The sequence below is a fragment of the Janthinobacterium algoris genome (genome assembly GCF_051380935.1).
Taxonomy (GTDB): Bacteria; Pseudomonadota; Gammaproteobacteria; order Burkholderiales; family Burkholderiaceae_D; genus Janthinobacterium.
Map to the genome: position 1 here is coordinate 236,907 of NZ_JBNYXZ010000006.1, position 14,704 is coordinate 251,610.

The 14,704-nt window shown below is 65.5% G+C and carries 11 protein-coding genes; 4 read left to right on the top strand and 7 right to left on the bottom strand.

All coding sequences use genetic code 11. The annotated features are described in order from the left end of the window. Positions 1 to 17: 17 nt before the first annotated feature. The 4 genes from ACQ4W7_RS11595 (at position 18) to ACQ4W7_RS11610 (ending at position 7,334) form a co-directional block, all read left to right on the top strand. On the top strand, positions 18 to 380 hold the full coding sequence (locus ACQ4W7_RS11595; protein ID WP_426074425.1) for an Hpt domain-containing protein: 363 nt from the start codon (positions 18 to 20) through the stop codon (positions 378 to 380). Next, a complete protein-coding gene (locus tag ACQ4W7_RS11600) occupies positions 377 to 1,933 on the top strand; it encodes a response regulator (protein ID WP_436530574.1) in 1,557 nt (518 codons plus the stop codon). Before ACQ4W7_RS11595 ends, ACQ4W7_RS11600 begins: the two co-directional genes overlap by 4 nt. A gap of 208 nt (positions 1,934 to 2,141) precedes the next feature. Beyond that, positions 2,142 to 3,851 carry a sensor histidine kinase gene (locus tag ACQ4W7_RS11605; protein WP_436530576.1) on the top strand — a complete coding sequence of 570 codons (1,710 nt, stop codon included), beginning with the start codon at positions 2,142 to 2,144 and terminating at the stop codon, positions 3,849 to 3,851. A gap of 48 nt (positions 3,852 to 3,899) precedes the next feature. Continuing rightward, the gene (locus tag ACQ4W7_RS11610; protein ID WP_436530578.1) at positions 3,900 to 7,334 is read left to right on the top strand and encodes a response regulator; all 3,435 of its coding nucleotides are present in this window, start codon (positions 3,900 to 3,902) and stop codon (positions 7,332 to 7,334) included. Positions 7,335 to 7,500: 166 nt separating this feature from the next. Here the strand turns inward: ACQ4W7_RS11610 and ACQ4W7_RS11615 are convergent, their stop codons facing one another. The 7 genes from ACQ4W7_RS11615 to narJ all read right to left on the bottom strand — a co-directional run bounded on the left by ACQ4W7_RS11615 (position 7,501) and on the right by narJ (position 14,690). After that, positions 7,501 to 8,712: an NnrS family protein gene (locus tag ACQ4W7_RS11615; protein WP_436530580.1), complete on the bottom strand. Its 1,212-nt coding sequence runs from the start codon at positions 8,710 to 8,712 to the stop codon at positions 7,501 to 7,503. A gap of 134 nt (positions 8,713 to 8,846) precedes the next feature. Beyond that, a complete protein-coding gene (locus ACQ4W7_RS11620) occupies positions 8,847 to 9,509 on the bottom strand; it encodes a response regulator (RefSeq protein ID WP_071323820.1) in 663 nt (220 codons plus the stop codon). 24 nt (positions 9,510 to 9,533) lie between these two features. Next, entirely contained in the window at positions 9,534 to 11,435 is a 1,902-nt protein-coding gene (locus ACQ4W7_RS11625) for a type IV pili methyl-accepting chemotaxis transducer N-terminal domain-containing protein (RefSeq protein WP_436530582.1), read from the bottom strand. Positions 11,436 to 11,464: 29 nt separating this feature from the next. Next, the gene (gene moaA, locus ACQ4W7_RS11630; RefSeq protein ID WP_426074419.1) at positions 11,465 to 12,451 is read right to left on the bottom strand and encodes a GTP 3',8-cyclase MoaA; all 987 of its coding nucleotides are present in this window, start codon (positions 12,449 to 12,451) and stop codon (positions 11,465 to 11,467) included. Positions 12,452 to 12,539: 88 nt separating this feature from the next. Further along, complete coding sequence (locus tag ACQ4W7_RS11635; protein ID WP_426074418.1) at positions 12,540 to 13,286, bottom strand: peptidylprolyl isomerase; 747 nt, start codon at positions 13,284 to 13,286, stop codon at positions 12,540 to 12,542. 14 nt (positions 13,287 to 13,300) lie between these two features. After that, complete coding sequence (narI, locus tag ACQ4W7_RS11640) at positions 13,301 to 13,987, bottom strand: respiratory nitrate reductase subunit gamma (RefSeq protein ID WP_436530585.1); 687 nt, start codon at positions 13,985 to 13,987, stop codon at positions 13,301 to 13,303. A gap of 34 nt (positions 13,988 to 14,021) precedes the next feature. Further along, positions 14,022 to 14,690, bottom strand: coding sequence for a nitrate reductase molybdenum cofactor assembly chaperone (gene narJ / locus ACQ4W7_RS11645; protein ID WP_436530656.1), 669 nt, complete (start codon positions 14,688 to 14,690; stop codon positions 14,022 to 14,024). Positions 14,691 to 14,704 lie beyond the last annotated feature (14 nt).

Genomic DNA, 14,704 nt, shown 5'->3' on the forward strand with positions numbered 1-14,704 from the left:
CTCGCCACGGAGCCCCCATGCCAGCCTATCGCCACATCGATCCAGCCGTGCTGTTCCAGGCCACCGGGCACGACCTGGAGATGTTCCGCGCCCTGTCCCAGACCTACCTGGACACGTCGCCGGCCATGTTTGCGCGCGTGGAACAGGCCGTACGGGGCGGCGCGGCGCAAGCGATCGTGCATAGCTGCCATACCTTGCGCGGCACCGTGGCCCTGCTGGGTGCCAGCGCCCTGGTGGCGCGCCTGGCGGAGCTCGAGCAACTGGTGCGCCACCAGGGCGTGGCGGCAGCCGGCTGGCTGGCGGAAACGGCAGCGCTGATCGGCGCAGTGGAGCAGGAGGTACGCCGCAGCATGCTTGACTACACGGGCACGCAAGCATGACCGCGCGCCAGGCCGTCTTGCGCCTGGCGCACCGCTATCGCCCACGCAGCACGGCGGCCGTGGTGGGCCCAGTGCTGGTAGGCTTGCTGGCGCTGTGCATCGTCGTCTCGGGCGTGCTGCTGCACCGCGAAGCCGTCGATAACTGGAAGCAGGACCTGTCCAAGCTGTCGCTGCTGCTGGCGGAAAACACGGCGCAAAGCATGACGGCGGCCCGCCTGGTGCTCGATAGCGTCAGCAATGACATCCAGGCCGCCGCCCCCGCAGACGCGGCCGCGCTGGCCGCCGCCGTCGGCACCCCGGCCACGCACCAGATGCTGCGGCACAAGATCGGCGGCGTACCGCAAGTGGACGTGGTGTCCATCGTCGGCAGCGATGCCAGCGTGCTGACCTTCAGTCGCGCCTATCCCGCACCGCCCATCCGCCTCGACGAGCGCGATTACTTCGAGTATCACCGGCGCCACCCGGACGGCGGCATGCATCTCAGCGCGCCCGTGCAAAACAAGGGCAATGGCGCCTGGACCTTCTATATCAGCCGGCGCATCAGCGGGCCGGACGGCAGCTTCCTGGGCGTGGTGCTGGTCGGCCTGTCGTGCGACTTCTTCAGCAAATTCTTCCAGAACGCCAGCATCGGCGAACACACGGCCTTTTCCCTGTACCGCAGCGACTACACGCTGCTGGCGCGCTGGCCGGCCGTGCCCGCCATGATGGGCAAGCGCAACCTGACGGGCAGCACCTACCGCTTGCTGGAACAAGGCAAGACGCATGGCGTGCTGCAGGTGGACTTGCCGCGCGCAGCCGAGCAGTGGCGCACGGTCGGCCGCCTGGCCGGCATACGACTGGTGCGCGACTATCCGCTGGCCATCAACGTGACCGTGACGGACGAGGTCTACCTGGCGGGCTGGCGGCGCATGCTGCGCACCATGGGCGGCGCGGCCGTGGTCAGCCTGCTCGGGCTGGGCCTGGCCATCGCGCTGATCATGGCCCTGCTGCGCCGCCAGGAACGCGACGCGGCCATGGCGCTGGCGCTGCAAGCACGCGCGGAAGCGGCGTATGCCGCCATGGCCGTCATGCGCCAAGAGGTCCACGCGCCGATAGCCTGCATGGCGGCCCATGTGCCGGAACCAGAGATAGCGCCGCCATCCGCATCCGCATCCGCGCCTGCCCCCACATTGGCGCCGGGCGCGCGCATCCTGCTGGTCGAGGATACGGCGCTGAACCGCCAGTTGGTGTGCCTGCAACTGGCCGCCTGCGGCTACCGCATCGACACGGCGGAGAACGGCGCACTGGGTCTGCAAGCACTGGCTGAGCAGCAGTACGACCTGGTCCTGATGGACTGCATGATGCCCGTCATGGATGGCTACCAGGCTTGCCAGGCCCTGCGTGCCCGCGAAACGGCCAGCGGCGCGGCGCGCCTGCCCGTCATCGCCCTGACGGCCGGCGTTACCGAGGACGACCGGCAGCGCTGCGTGGCGGCCGGCATGGACGATTATCTGTCCAAACCCTTTACGGCCACCCAGCTGCGCGCGATGGTGGAGCGCTGGCTGACGCGCTAGACGGCAATGCACACCTGCCGGCACCGGCGCCGGCGCCGGATACAACACTTCCGCATAAAAATCAATTTATTCAATAAAATCAATTATATTCGATATAATTAACAAAACAACGCGCCAGTGACGCCGGGCATCCGCGCATAGTGGCGGACTTGGCAGACCTGGCAGACCTGGCGGAGGCAGCATGCGGGAGTATAGAAACTGGAAAGCCATGACCAGGGAGCGCTGGCAGGGTTGGCAGAGTTGGCAGAGTTGGGATACCCGCGCCCTGCTGTCGCTCTTCATGGCGGTCCTGCTGGCGGGGCTGTGGAGCATCACTATGCTGCAATTGCAGCGCGCGCGCGACGCCGCCATCACCGATGCCGGGCGCGATGCGCGCAGCATGGCGCGCGTCTTCGACGAACACGCGATCCGCACGATAGCGGCGGCGGATCAGGCGGTCACTTACCTGCGCAGCCGCTACCAGGCGCTGGACAAGCACCTCGATATCGTGGCGGACCTGCAGCAAGGCCTCAATCCCGGCCCCCTGTACAACCTGTTTACCATCGTCGACGAACGGGGCGATACTGTACTGTCGAGCCGCCCCTTCAAACCGACCAATCTGGCCGACCGCGAGCACATCCGGGTACACATGCAGCGCGACAGCGGCGAACTGTATATCAGCAAGCCGGTGCTGGGCCGCGTGTCGAAAAAATGGTCGATCCAGATGACGCGCCGCATCAACCATGCCGATGGTCGCTTCAAGGGCGTGGTGGTGGTCTCGATGGACCCGTATTACTTTACGCGCCTGTACGACGAAGTCGACCTGGGCGACAACAGCTCGCTCACGCTCGTCGGCAGCGACGGCGTGGTGCGCGCGCGCCGGGTCGGTGCCGTCAACACCATCGGCCAGGATGTCGGCGGCAGCAAGATATTTGCCTTGATGCAAGGTAATTCGCGGGGCAGCTTCACCGAGCGCAGTCCAGTCGACGGCACCCTGCGCATTTACGCCTTCGAAAAACTGGCCAACTACCCGCTTTACATGCTGGTTGGGCTGGACCGCGACACGGTATTGGCCGACTACGTCTCGCGCCGCAACCAGGTCTTGCTGATGGCTGCCGTCACGAGCACACTGATCGTGCTGTCCTGGGCTGCGCTGGTGCTGCTGATCGGCCGCCTGGTCGACAGCCGCGCCAGGGCCATCGCCGCCAGCGAGGCCAAGTCGCGCTTCCTGTCGAACATGTCGCATGAATTACGCACGCCCCTGAATGGCATCCTGGGGTTCTCCGAGCTACTGCTGGAGCAGCTGCGGGAGCCGGAACAGGCCGCCTACGCGCAAACGATACAGGACAGCGGCCGCCAATTGCTGGCCATGGTTGAGGCGGCGATGGAACTGAGCGCGCTCGAAAACGACCAGGTGCGGCTGGAGTCTGCCGCCGTGCCGCTGGACCAGCTGCTGACACTGGCGCTGGCGCCGCACCGGCAGCGCGCGGCGCATAAGGGCCTGCTGCTGGCCTCGCATATTGCGCCCGCAACGCCGCTCAGCATCGATTGCGACCGCGTCCGCCTGGTGCGCGTGCTCGATATCCTGCTCGACAATGCCATCCGTTACACGTCCGCAGGGCGGGTCGATGTCCACGTCATGCTCAGTGGCGCAGACCTGCAGATCGAAGTGCGCGATACGGGCATCGGCATCGCGCAGGCGCAGCAAGCCGAGATCTTCGACAAATTCTCGCAGGCGGACGACTCGCCGAGCCGCGCCCATGATGGCGCCGGCATGGGCCTGGCCATCGCGCGCCAGCTCGTCACCTTGATGGGCGGCGGCATCGGCGTGGAATCCGCGCCGGGCCACGGCGCCGCCTTCCGCCTGCGGCTGCCGCTGGGCGGCACGGCCCGCGCGATGGCGGCGGGCGGCAAATTGACCACACTATCGCATGCATAGTCATACGCTAACGTTGTTATCCATCCCTATCGGGTATAGCATCGCCTCATGACTTACCACACAGATGCGGCGGCGGTACGCAGACAATGGATCGAATGGCTGTTTTTACTCCTAGGGCTGCTCCTCGTGGCTACCGCCCTTGCCTACGCGCATATGGCCGAAGCTTCGCGGCACGACGCGGCCGAGCGTGAACGGCTCAGCGTGCTGACGGCCCTGCTGGCAAAAAATATTGAAGTCGACCTGGCGGCGACCAACCTGGTGCTCGACGGCGTGATCCGCGACTATCTTGACGCCGGCGCCGCGGCAGACGCCGGGCAAGCCCTGCCCCGGCGCCTGGCCGCGCTGGTCGACGCCATGCCGGGCGTGCGCACCATGCTGGTCATCGATGCGAAGGGCAAGCCGATCGCCACGAATATCCCGGAACTGGCCAAGCAGGATTTTTCGCGCCGCGGCTACTTCCAGACGGCGCGCGACGCCCCTGATGCACGCATGCTGTACATTTCGGCGCCCTTCCTGTCCTTCAAGCGTGACCTGGTCATCACGGCGTCGCGCATGGTGCAGGACAGGCAGGGCCGCTTTGCCGGCGTGGTGGTGGCCACCCTCGACCCTGAATACTTCACGGCCAAGTTCCGCACCGCCATGTATGCCCCCGACGTCTGGGCCGTGGTGCTGCATGGCGACGGCCGGCAATTCCTGAACTATCCCGCCAGGGCTGCCAATGGCGGCAATGTGGACACGCCCGGCAGCTTCCTGCGGCGCTTCCGCGACAGCGGCTATCAGGCTGGCGTCCTGAGCGGCGTCGAGATTGCCGGCGGCGCCGCACCCCGCATCATGGCCATGGCGACCATCGCGCCTCCCGCGCTGCACATGGACCGTGCCATCATCGTCGGCCTGAGCCGCGAAGAAACGGCCATCGCCGCCCCGCTGCGGCGGCAGGCGCTGGCCTATGTCCTCTGCTTTGCCATGCTGGCGCTGGCCGGGGCCAGCCTGCTGTTCTGGAGCCAGCGGCGGCGCCGGCAACAGGCCGCCTGGCATGCGGAACAGGAAACGGAGCGCCAGGCCATGCAAGCCGTGTCCGACAGCGAGACGCGCTTTCGCACGCTGATCGAAGATGCGCCCGTGGCCATCGCGATCCTGCGCCATGGCCACTTCATCTACTCGAATCCCCGCTATCGCAGACTGCATGGTTACGCGTTTGAAGACGATTTGAACGGTCTGCCCTGGTCCGCCATGATTTCCCCGCAATCGCAGGCGGCACTGGCCACCAACGAAGCGCTGATCGAGGCGGACTCGCCCAGCGAACAGGTGTTCGAAGCCATCGGCCTGGACAAGCAGGGCCTTCCCGTGCCCATGTTCAAGACCACCACGCGCGTGATGCTCAAGGATGGACCGGCCACGCTGATCTTTGCGCAGGATATCTCGGCACAAAAGCAGGCCGAAGAGGCCATGCTGCTGGCGCGCGATGCGGCCGAGGCGGCCAACCGCAGCAAGGCGGAATTTCTCGCCAACATGAGCCATGAAATCCGCTCGCCGCTGAACGCCATCCTCGGCATGGCATGGCTGCTGGAACGCGGCAGCCTGGACGGCGAAGGACGCGAGATGACGCGCAAGATCCGCGCCGCCGGCCAGTCCTTGCTGGGCATCATCAATGACGTGCTCGACGTGTCGAAAATCGAGGCGGGCCACATGACCATCGAGCAGGCACCGTTTCGCCTGGCCGAGGTGATCGAGAAGATCGCCGCCAGCATGGGCGTTGCCGCGCATGACAAGCCCATCGCCGTGCTGATCGGGCCACTGCCCGATGGTGTGGAGCAGGTGCTGGGCGACGCGCTGCGTCTGGAACAGGTGCTGGTCAACCTGACCAGCAATGCCATCAAGTTCACGCCGCAAGGCACGGTCGAGCTGTTGACCACACTGGAGCGCCGCGACGGCGACGCCGCGGTGCTGCGTTTCAGCGTGCGCGACACGGGCATCGGCATCGCCTCCGAGGCGCAGGAGACGATCTTTTCCGCCTTCGCCCAGGCCGACACGTCCACCACGCGCCGCTTCGGCGGCACGGGCCTGGGCCTGACCATCTGCCGCCAGTTGGTCAGCCTGATGGGCGGCGAGCTGCGCCTGAAAAGCGGCCTGGGCCAGGGCAGCGACTTCAGTTTCACGGTGCCGCTGCAACTGATGTCCGTCGGCGCCCTGTCCTCGCCCGACATGCAAGCCTTGCATGTCCTGCTGGCCGATGCCAACGCCGACACGCGCGATGCCGTTGCCGCCGTGGCGCGCGGCCTGGGCTGGAGCGTGCATGCCGTGTCCGGTGGGCGGGCGGCCCTCGACCATGCGCTCGCCTGCGCCCAGGGCGCGCGGCCCGGCGTCGTCCTGCTGGCGGCGCGCATGCCGGAGCTGGATGGCGAAGCCACGGCGCGCGCGCTGCGCGAACACCTGCCACCGCAGGACTGCCCCATCGTCATCCTGGCGGCCAGCGGCGCGCCAGCCTCGCAACCAGCGCGGCGCCATACGGACCCGGCCGATCCGGCCGACGCCGTCCTCAACGAACCGGTGACGGCTTCCAGCCTGTACAACGCGACGATGGAAGCGCGCCAACAGCGCGCCAGGGCTGCCGGCGTGGATACCAGCCTGGGTACGCTGGAAGAACGCCTGCTCGCCGGCGTACGCGTGCTGGTGGTCGACGACAGCGAGATCAACCGCGACGTGGTCAACCACATCCTGCGCGACCAGGGCGCCCTGCCCTCGTTCGCCTGCGATGGCCAGCAGGCGCTGGACTGGCTACTGGCCCACCCCGCCGCCGTCGACATCGTGCTGATGGATGTGCAGATGCCCGTCATGGATGGCTTGCAGGCGACGCGCGCGCTGCGCCGGCTGCCGCAGTTTCACGACCTGCCCGTGGTGGCGCTGACGGCCGGGGCATTCCAGGCACAGCGCACGGCGGCACTGGAAGCGGGCGTGAATCATTTCATCAGCAAACCGTTCGACGTGCCGCAGACCATCGCCCTGATTGCGCGCGCGCATCGCCGCCATGCGCAAGTGCTGTCTGCCCTGACGCCGTTCGTGGCCGAAGCGACGATGCCCGTGCCGCCTTGCGGTGCGGCATCCGTGATCGACCTGGCGCAAGGCATGGCGCAGTGGCTCGATGAGGCGCCTTACCGCCAGCATCTGTCGCGCTTTGGCAACACCTACCGCAACACGCTGGGCGCCATGCGCGCGCTGCTGGCGGCCAACGCACGCGACGCTGCCGCGGCACTGGCGCACAAGCTGGCGGGCGAGGCTGGCAGCCTGGCCCTGCCCGCCACCCTGCAGGCCGCTCAGCAAGTAGAACAGTTGCTGCACGCCGGCGCCGATGCGTCGGCCGCGCTCGATACACTGGAGCAAGCCCTGGCGCACGCCATCGATGCCATCGCTGCCTTCACGGCGCAGACGGCACCACCCGGCCAACCGGCCATGCCAGAAACTCAACATGGCAGTGCATGCCAATGATAAACTTGCCAATATGAAATTCGGAGGGACGCTATGCTTTGGTACAGGGATTTTCTGCTGAGAGCCTTGATGCTGGGCATGCTGCTATTCGTCGTGGGCGAATCGCTGTCCTACTGGACGCCGGAGATCAGGAAACTGATGGCCTGGCGCCCTCTCTGACTAGCGCCTAGCCTTCGCGCCCATCCACCCTGGCGCGCCACAGATACGGCGCATACACGCACGCATACAGACCAAAGGCCAGCGACCAGCACGCGCCTGCTGCCAGCAGCAGCGGCATGGCCAGCGCTGCGGGACCGACAGCGGCCAGCAGGCGTGCCAGCGCGCCCAGCTGGATCAGCCAGTACATCGCCGCTTCCGCCCGGCCGCCCGTCAAAGGGCGCCCCGTGTGGCCCAGGGTGGTGCGCGTCATCATGCCGATGATCAATCCCGCCATCGAGCCCACCGTCAGCGCGTGAAATGCGGCGCTGGCCGGCAGCAGCCCCAGGCTGGCCAGCGCCAGCAGCGCAAAGCCGACGCCTATCCACGCATACGACAGGTGCAAAATCCACAGCAAGGGCACGCGCAAGGTGCGCTGCGGCTGCCAAGCCAGCAGATTGGCCAGCGACACGCCGCTTGCCGCCAGGGCCAGCGGCGCCGTCAGCCAGGCCGGCGCGCCTGCCAGCCAGGCGATGGCGGCCGCCGCCATGCAGGCCACGGCGACCAGCGCCCGCTTCGGACTGGCCACCGGCGTACTGCCTGGCGCGCCATTGCGCGTAAACATGGGAATCACGCGCGCGCCGATCACCGATTCGATCAGCACGATGATGAAGATGGCCGCCTGCACGGGCACGAACAGCGACAGCGGCAACCAGCCCAGCACGGCCGCGTGGAACAGGCCATTGGCCAGCGCCAGCAAAGCCAGCAGGCCCACCAGAAACAGGTTGCGCGTATTGCCCGAGCGGCGCAGCACCTGGTACAAGGGCCAGGCGGCCAGCGGCAGGAACAGCCACTCGACCAGCGCCGCCACCAATCCGGGGCCGCACAGCATGGCCACGCGCCCTGCCAGCCACAGCGCCACCAGCGCCATCAGTTGCGCGCCGTGCGGCGTGGGCAAGCCCGTCCAGTTGCGCCCCGCCGTGTACAGGAAGCCCACGACGACGGCCAGCGCGAAGCCGAATACCATTTCATGCATATGCCAGCCCAGTCCCACCTGCAGGCCGCCCGCCAGCAAGCCGGCATAGCTGGCCAGCCACAGGGGTATGCTGATGGCCGCAAACACGGCCGCCAGCAGGTAAAACGGGCGGAAACCCAGTTGCCAGACGGCATGGCCGGCATGCCAGGGAGCGGCGTCGGCTGTCGTGGAAGAAGGGGAAGGTTCGCTGATCGGGGTGATGGCCATGATGGACTCGTATTTGAAGATATTGAAGATATATTCGTTAAAGATATATTCAACATACTACTTTAAAAGCGCACACAACGCCATCGGCAAAAGGACTAGCCGACTAGCCCGCGGTGACTAGCCTGCACTGCGGGCTACTTGCCCTGGCGGTGCTCGACCGCATACACGGCCGCCTGCACGCGGCTGGTGAGGTTGAGTTTTTTCAGCACGTTCTGCACGTGGATCTTGACCGTGCTTTCGGCCAGGTCGAGGGTGCGGGCGATGCCCTTGTTGCTCTCGCCGCGCGACAGGCAGTCGATGATTTCCTTTTCGCGCGGCGTGAGCTTGTCGAGTTCCGACACGGGTTCCTCGCGCCGCGTGCCCGCCTGCAGCTGCGCCACCAGCTTGCCCGTCATCGCTTCGGCGATAACGACTTCACCGGCGGCTGCGCGACGGATGGCGCGCACCAGGTAATCGGCGTCGATATTCTTGATCAGGTAGCCGCAGGCACCCGCGCGCAGGGCCGTCGCCAGATCCTCGGCGTCTTCGGAGACGGTCAGCATGACGATGGCCGTGTCGGGACAGTCGTGCTGCATCAGCTGCAGCGCTTCGACGCCCGACATGCCGGCCATATTCAGGTCCAGCAACACCACATCGGGCTGCAACTGGATGGCGCGCTTGATGCCTTCCACGCCATCGGCCGCCTCGCCCACCACGGAAAAGTCGGTATGCCGCTGCAGCAGCGAGCGGATGCCGCTGCGGAACAACGCATGGTCGTCCACCAGCATGACGGTGATCGGTTTGACGGGAGTCTCCATTTTTTTGTACTTTCAGATAGTTGCTTATGCGGCGCGGCGCTGCTCGCGCGACAGGTGCAGTTCGACCGTGGTGCCGCCACCGGGACAGGCATGCACGTCGAACGTGGCCTCGATGCGCTGCGCGCGCTCGCGCATGATATGGATGCCGACATGGCTGTCGCCCTTTTCCAGCACGGCGCAGGCATCGAAGCCGACACCATTGTCGCTGATCGTCAGCGTAAAGTCCTGGTGATCGGCGAGGCGCACCTCGACATGGCTGGCCTGGGCGTGCTTGCGGATGTTCGACAACGCTTCCTGCACGATGAATAGTAACTGCAATTGCTGTTCGCGGGGGAATGGCGCGCCATCGACATCGGCTAGCAGCTCGGCGTCGATGCCCGTCTGGCGGCGAAATTTGTCCACCGCCGCGCGCAGGGAGCCGATCAGGTCGTCCTCCATCAGGCGGCTGCGGAAGTTCGCCAGCAGTTCGCGCACGTCTTCATAGCTTTCCTTCACGCCCGCATGCAGGGCCGGCACGATGCCCGCCACTTCATCGAAGCGGGCATTGCGCACCGAATCGTCGAGCATCTGCACTTGCAGGTTGAGGAAATTGAGGCTTTGCGCGATGCTGTCATGCAGGCCCTGCGCCACCAGATTGCGCTCTTCGGAAATGGCCATTTCACGCTCGCGCGCGGCCAGGCGCAGGTTTTCCAGCGCGATGCCCAGCAGCTGGCCCAGGGTTTCCAGCAGCGCCAGCTCGCGCGCGGAAAACACGCGCGCATGGCGGAAATGCAGGTTGAAGAAGCCCAGGTGCTGCTCATGCGCGTGGATATGGAAGACGGACACGGTGGCAAAGCCCTCGCGGTGGCAGCGCAGCTCGTGCGCCTTGTCGATGCGGCGCATGTCGTGCACCTTCGCCACCTTCATTTCGACAGCCGTGCCGCACAGGCAGTCGCCCACCTTCAGGCAATGCTCGGATGCTACCAGTTCTTCGGACAGGCCGTGGTGCACCACCATGTGCAGGTTGCCGCGCTCGGCGTCGAGCACGCGCACGGTGGAGCCATCGGCCTCGAAATAATCGACGATACGCTGCATGAAGCCGCCGCAAATGTCTTCCAGTGGCTGCGGGCGCTGCAGGAAAGCGGCGCTTTCGTACAGCAGCGCCAGTTCGCGGTTACGGTACTCCAGGGTGGCCGTCTTGCTGCGCACGCCCTCTTCCAGGTTGCCGTACAGCGCCTGCAGGCGGTCGGCCATCTGGTTGAAGCCACTGGCCAGCTGGCCGAATTCGTCATTGCTTTCGACGGCCAGGCGCACGCTGAAATCGCGTTCCTTCATGCGCTGCATGCCCAGGCGCAGCCGCGTCACCGGTTCGATGATGAGCATGAACATCAGGTAAATCATGCTGACCGTGCCGATGACAGCCATGCCCACCAGGATCAGCTGCGAGGCGCGCAGCCAGAAGGTGCGCTGTTCGCTATCGTGCTCGATCAGCCGCACCAGCTGGTCAACTTGGCCGACAAAGGTATCGGCGTCATGCTCGAAATGGCGCGCGCGCGCGTTGGAATCGGCGGCCAGGGCGGCCGGGCGCAAGGTGCCGCGCCAGGCGGTGCCGATACGCTCGAATTCCGACTTGATGGCCGTGCTGGGCGGCAGGAACAAGGGGCGTTGCGGGTCGCCGTGGCCGATCTTGGCCAGAGTCTCGTCGATCAGCAGCACTTGCTGGCGCGCCTGCTCGCCGGCGTCGCTGGCGAGCAGCAGGGTCAGACGGTAGGTCTGCATGCGCAAACGGCCCGTTTCATTGATGGCGGCAGAACTGCCTTCGAGCTGCCAAGACAAGAACAGGGTGCAGCCGATCGCACTCAAGGCCAGCACCAGCATGAGCAGCAGCGCGCCGACGATCTTGGTCGACAGCTTCTGCCAGGAGGAAAACATCGCCTTGAATTTCATACAGCCCTTGAATGTAAATACAAACTGCTTCAACCGCCCGTCTGCGCCATAAACCGGATAATCTTGTCTGGCTGCGTACTAAAATCGTGCTGCTGCGGCTTGAGTTCAATGGCGGCGCGGATCGCCGCTTCGATCTCCGCATCCGTGGCCCCGCCGCGCAGCATGGGGCCGAAGGCGAATTTCTCTTCCTGGCCCAGGCACAGATACAGGGTACCATCGACAGACAGGCGCACACGGTTACAACTGGCGCAGAAATGCTGCGACATGGGCGTGATGAAGCCGATGCTCGAGCGTCCATCGGGTGTCGCCATATAGCGCGCCGGCCCGCCACCCAGCTCCATCGCCTGCGGCACCAGGCCAAAGCGGGCCGCCAGGCGCTCGCGCACGGGGCCCAGCGGCATGTAGCTGGCATTGCGGCCCGTGCTGCCCATGGGCATGGCTTCGATCAGGCGCAGGATGAACTGCTGCTCGATGCAAAACGCGGCCATGGCCTCGATCTGGCCGTCATTGACGCCGCGCATGGCCACCATATTGATCTTGATGGGGTCAAAACCGGCGGCTTTGCCCGCCATCAGGCCGTCTAAAATGGGCTGCAGGCTGTCGCGTCCCGTGATCTGCTGCATGCAGGCGCGGTCCAAAGAGTCCAGGCTGACATTGATGCGGTCCACACCGGCCGCGCGCAGTGCCACGGCGTGCTTGCCCAATTGGGTGGCGTTGGTCGACAGAGACAGGTCCTGCAAACCGGGCAGCGCGGACAGTTTCTGCGCTAGCTCGGGCAGATTGCGCCGCAACAGCGGCTCGCCGCCCGTCAGGCGCACGCGGCGCGTGCCGAGCCGCACGAAGATGCCCAGCAAGCGCTCGATCTCGTCGAACGTCAGCCAATCCTTCGGCTCTTCGAAGCCGCGAAAGCCCTTGGGTATGCAGTAACTGCAGCGCAAATCGCAGCGGTCGGTAACGGACAGCCGCACATAATCGATCGAACGGCCAAAACGGTCCTGCAACTTGACGCTACCCATGACACTACTCCTGTTACTTCCTTGATTGTAAGGGCTGGGGCACGATCTGGCTGCGCCCCAGAAGGCCTAGCGCACTACGCCTTTCGGTCTATTGCACCAGCGGGCTGGCTGTGCCTTCGAGCTCGATGCCCGCGATATCGGCGCGTCCCACCAGCAAGTGCAGATACTGGTGCACGGCGCGCTGCCACGCTGCGCGCGCCAGGCGGTCGGCGATCTGCGCCCGCACCGCCTCGTAGGCGATGGCCTGGCCTTCGACCCGGCGCTGCACCTGCACGATGTGGTAGCCGAAGCGCGTTTCCAGCAAGTGACCGGCCAGCGCACCCGCCTCCAGGCGGAACAGCAGCGCGTCGAATTCCGGCACGCTCTGGCCCGGCGACAGCTGGCCCAGGCTTCCGCCCAAAGCGCCGGACGGGCAATTCGAATACTGCGCCGCCAGTTCGGCGAAGCGCTCGGGCGCCAGTTTGAGGGCGTCAAGCACGGCTTGCGCCGTCGTGCGCAGCAGCTCCAGCGGCGCTTCCGGCGTCACCTGGAACAGGATGTGGCGCGCCTCGACCAGCGCGCCGCTGCGGAACAATTGCGGGCGCTGCGCATAAAAAGTGCGACAGGCTTCGTCGTCGGCGGGCGGCACGCGCACTTCCTGCGCAAACAGCGCCTCGATGCGGTCGTCATCGCTGCCGCCCTGCACGCCGAGGCGCTCGGCCTCACCCAGCAGCAGCCGGCGCAGCACCAGTTCATGCACGGCCTGTTTCAGCGGATTGCCAGCACGCTCGTGGTGCGGCAATTCCAGTGCGATGTCGGCATCGTCGATATCGATGCCATTGACGGAGATTCCCATGACTGACTCCTTTCTTAGCGGCGGCGAACCAGTTGATAGGCGCGGCCCAAATAGGCAACTGCGCCAAAGCCGCTCCACACGTGCACCAGACGGGTGAACGGGAAGATGACGAACAGCGACATGCCCATGAACAGGTGCAGCTTGAAGACCAGCGGCGCATCGACGATGAAGCTGGCGGCGTCGCCGCGGAAGGTGACGATGTGCTGTGCCCAGTTCATCAGCAGGACCATCATGTGGCCATCCATGTGCGAGGCAGAGACAAAGATCGACGACAGGCCCAGCAGCAAGGTCAACAGGATCCAGACCATCACCAGTTTGTCGCCGGCCGTGGTGACGGCGCGCAGCCGGTCATTGGAAAAGCGGCGCACCAGCAAGATCAGCAAGCCGGCCAGGCACAGGCCGCCCATGATGCCGCCGGCCGCCATGGCCACGCCCTGTTTCAGGCTGTGCGACACGCCCAATGTATCCCACACCCAGACGGGCGTGAGCAAGCCGGCCGCATGACCGAACAGCAGGCCGATGATGCCGATGTGGAACAGGATATTGCCCAGGCGCAGGCTGCCACGGTGCAGCAGCTGGCTGGAATCAGACTTCCACGTGTATTGCTCGCGGTCGAAGCGGATCAGACTGCCGAGGAAAAAGATGGCCAGCGCGATGTATGGATAAATGCCGTACACAAATTGATGCAAATAATTACTCATGATAACTCCTCGTCATGCGGGCGCAGGGGGCCGTTTAAGCGGCGCGCCGCGGCTGCGGGTGAAAATGCACGGGATGGACGCCGCCCGGGGCCTGGCCCAGACCTTGGCGCAGCAACGGCTCGACGCCATCCGCACCGGGACCGAAGGTTTCCAGCGCTTCATCCATGTCGCGGATGGGCGGTTCGGCCAGCATTTCGGCCGCCACGGGGCTCAGGCGTTCGAGCACCGTGAAGACGGGCGCATACGGACTGCCGTTGACCGTCAGCTTGCGGCCGATATGCGCCAGCACGTGGACGGCGTCGCCCAGCAACGGCGCCGATGCAGCCTCGTCGAGCTGCGCCAAAAATTCCAGGAACAGCGGCACGAAGTCGGGCAAATCGTCGCCCGTCATCTGCAAGCCATGGCGCTTGTATTCCTCCATCAGGTCGACCATGGCCTGGCCACGGTCGCGCGATTCGCCGTGGATATGCTCGAACAGATGCAGCGAATGCGACGGGTTGCGGTCGAACGTGGCCACGTACTGCTGCTGCAGGTCGATCAGGCTGCTGCTTTCCAGGTGCGCCAACAAGGGCCGCAACGAGGGGTACATCAAGGCGTGCTGTTCCGGCATGGCCGCCAGCGCCGCGTCCAGCTCGGGCAGATGCGCGATCAGCTCGGGCTCGGGATACAGCAACAGGCGCGAGAGGATTTGATAGTGATTCATAGCGTGTGTCATAT

Bases quoted from the DNA above. Each gene is read 5' to 3' on its own strand.
- narJ (WP_436530656.1), bottom strand. From the start codon at position 14,690: ATGAATCACTATCAAATCCTCTCGCGCCTGTTGCTGTATCCCGAGCCC.
- ACQ4W7_RS11595 (WP_426074425.1), top strand. From the start codon at position 18: ATGCCAGCCTATCGCCACATCGATCCAGCCGTGCTGTTCCAGGCCACC.
- ACQ4W7_RS11605 (WP_436530576.1), top strand. From the start codon at position 2,142: ATGACCAGGGAGCGCTGGCAGGGTTGGCAGAGTTGGCAGAGTTGGGAT.
- ACQ4W7_RS11620 (WP_071323820.1), bottom strand. From the start codon at position 9,509: ATGGAGACTCCCGTCAAACCGATCACCGTCATGCTGGTGGACGACCAT.
- ACQ4W7_RS11610 (WP_436530578.1), top strand. From the start codon at position 3,900: ATGACTTACCACACAGATGCGGCGGCGGTACGCAGACAATGGATCGAA.
- moaA (WP_426074419.1), bottom strand. From the start codon at position 12,451: ATGGGTAGCGTCAAGTTGCAGGACCGTTTTGGCCGTTCGATCGATTAT.
- narI (WP_436530585.1), bottom strand. From the start codon at position 13,987: ATGAGTAATTATTTGCATCAATTTGTGTACGGCATTTATCCATACATC.
- ACQ4W7_RS11615 (WP_436530580.1), bottom strand. From the start codon at position 8,712: ATGGCCATCACCCCGATCAGCGAACCTTCCCCTTCTTCCACGACAGCC.
- ACQ4W7_RS11600 (WP_436530574.1), top strand. From the start codon at position 377: ATGACCGCGCGCCAGGCCGTCTTGCGCCTGGCGCACCGCTATCGCCCA.
- ACQ4W7_RS11635 (WP_426074418.1), bottom strand. From the start codon at position 13,286: ATGGGAATCTCCGTCAATGGCATCGATATCGACGATGCCGACATCGCA.
- ACQ4W7_RS11625 (WP_436530582.1), bottom strand. From the start codon at position 11,435: ATGAAATTCAAGGCGATGTTTTCCTCCTGGCAGAAGCTGTCGACCAAG.